Below are 1,719 nucleotides of genomic sequence, written 5' to 3' on the forward strand. Positions count from 1 at the left end.
GGCCAGTAACATGGGAGGTGTACTTAAGCGCGTAAAGTAGCGCTAACGTAGAGCCCCAAGAGCCGCCGAATAAAAGGAGTTTCGGTATTTGAAGGTGTGTTCTTAGGGCTTCAATATCTTCAACATTAAGCCATGTGTCGTTGTTAAGCGTGTCTGCGACAGGTGTTGAACGTCCACACCCGCGCTGTTCATAACCGATAATGCGATACTTATTACTATCAAAAAAGCACTTATAATTGGGAGGGAGGCCGGCCCCAGGTCCGCCGTGAATAAAAAGTACGGGAATGCCATTTGGATTACCACTTTGCTCGAAGTAAAGCGAATGCACACTTCCCACTTCGATAAATCCATTCTCATAGTAGGTAACATCGGGGTAAAGTCGTTTCATTTTGTTTCTGCGCGTTGTGTGAGTGCCTGTTTTAGTTTAGTTTATTGTTATACAAACGTTTGCGTGCTGACTGCTTCAACGCTGTTTTATGTTTAAACATTAACCATAAACGCTAAGTCTATACTATAGAACAAGTGTCATTACGTGCTAGCTAATCATATTATAGTCATAAATGCGAGGATGTTTATATGGCAGGTCAAGGATCAGGCGGTAACGTAATCGCCGCAATTTGTAACTTCTTTATTCCTGGGTTGGGACACTTGGTTCAAGGAAGAATTCTAGGCGCACTGTTCTTTTTTATAACCGTAGGCGTATGTTATGCCTTAGCTGCAACCGTGGTACTTGCCATTGTCTTTTGGCCTTTGGGCGCCCTTTTGCATTTAATCTGTATTATTAGCGCAGCACGTTTTAGAGGTGGAGTAACCGCATGAAGTTAATCGCATCAGCATTTGTTGCTATGCTAGCCATTAGTGGCTGTCAGTCTGCATATTATGCAGCATGGGAAAAAGTGGGCGTTGAAAAGCGCGATATCCTAGTTGACCGCGTTGAAAACGCAAAAGAGTCGCAAGAAGATGCGCAAGAGCAGTTTAACTCTGCGCTAGAGGCATTCAGCGCTGCAGTTGCGTTTGACGGTGGAGAGCTAGAAGACGTTTACAACCGCTTGAATGGTCAGTACGAAGATAGCGTTGCCGCTTCAGAAGAAGTGAGTTCACGCATCGATAAAGTAGAAAGTGTTGCAGAAGCTTTATTTGATGAGTGGGCGGAAGAGCTAGAAAAGTATGAGAATGCATCGCTTAAACGAGATAGCGCTGCGAAGCTTCGAGAAACTAAGCGTCGCTATTCTTCACTAATGAAAGCTATGCGCAAAGCGGAAAGTAAAATGCCACCAGTGTTAAGCGCGCTTCAGGACAATGTGCTGTACTTAAAGCACAACTTAAATGCCAGCGCGATTGGCGCACTGCAGGGTGAACTATCTACTATTGAAAACAACGTAGCCCAGCTTATTAGGCAAATGAATTCAGCTATTGCTGAGTCTGACGCTTTTATATCAGCAATGAAAAACTAGTCGTTAGTTAGGCAGTAATTATAAAGAAGGGAGCTTGTAGCTCCCTTCTTTCGTTTTATGCATTTGTAGCGAGTATTTACGTTACTCAAAGCCGCCCCGTAAAGTAAATCATTATTATGCCCGACTATACTTTAGGTCGATTATTCCTGTGGGACTTTACGGGGCTCGTTTTCCGCTTTACGGTTTTCAAAAGCTTCGCCAAGGCTGCACGTGAACTCTGCGCCAAACAACACAATTACCCAAGACAAATACACCCATAAAAATA

General features: G+C 43.8%; 3 protein-coding genes and 1 pseudogene. 2 read left to right on the top strand and 2 right to left on the bottom strand.

Going from position 1 to position 1,719, the window contains the following annotated elements; genetic code table 11:
* A partial coding sequence (locus tag KL866_RS07360) for an alpha/beta fold hydrolase (RefSeq protein WP_214994366.1) occupies positions 1 to 388 on the bottom strand: 388 nt, incomplete at its 3' end.
* 188 nt (positions 389 to 576) lie between these two features.
* Between KL866_RS07360 and KL866_RS07365 the strand changes: the two genes are divergently transcribed.
* On the top strand, positions 577 to 819 hold the full coding sequence (locus KL866_RS07365) for a hypothetical protein (RefSeq protein WP_025257569.1): 243 nt from the start codon (positions 577 to 579) through the stop codon (positions 817 to 819).
* On the top strand, positions 816 to 1,454 hold the full coding sequence (locus tag KL866_RS07370; protein WP_025257570.1) for a DUF2959 domain-containing protein: 639 nt from the start codon (positions 816 to 818) through the stop codon (positions 1,452 to 1,454). Before KL866_RS07365 ends, KL866_RS07370 begins: the two co-directional genes overlap by 4 nt.
* A 140-nt stretch (positions 1,455 to 1,594) precedes the next feature.
* On the opposite strand, the pseudogene KL866_RS20560 reads toward KL866_RS07370, so the two are convergent.
* Positions 1,595 to 1,719, bottom strand: a pseudogene (locus KL866_RS20560) (virulence factor BrkB family protein); the annotation flags it as partial.

Origin of the sequence: Alteromonas sp. ALT199 (assembly GCF_018619335.1) — a bacterium.
In the GTDB taxonomy this organism is placed as follows: domain Bacteria; phylum Pseudomonadota; class Gammaproteobacteria; order Enterobacterales; family Alteromonadaceae; genus Alteromonas.

Excerpts from the sequence above, each read along its gene's own strand:
- KL866_RS07365 (WP_025257569.1), top strand. The coding sequence starts at position 577 with ATGGCAGGTCAAGGATCAGGCGGTAACGTAATCGCCGCAATTTGTAAC.
- KL866_RS07370 (WP_025257570.1), top strand. The coding sequence starts at position 816 with ATGAAGTTAATCGCATCAGCATTTGTTGCTATGCTAGCCATTAGTGGC.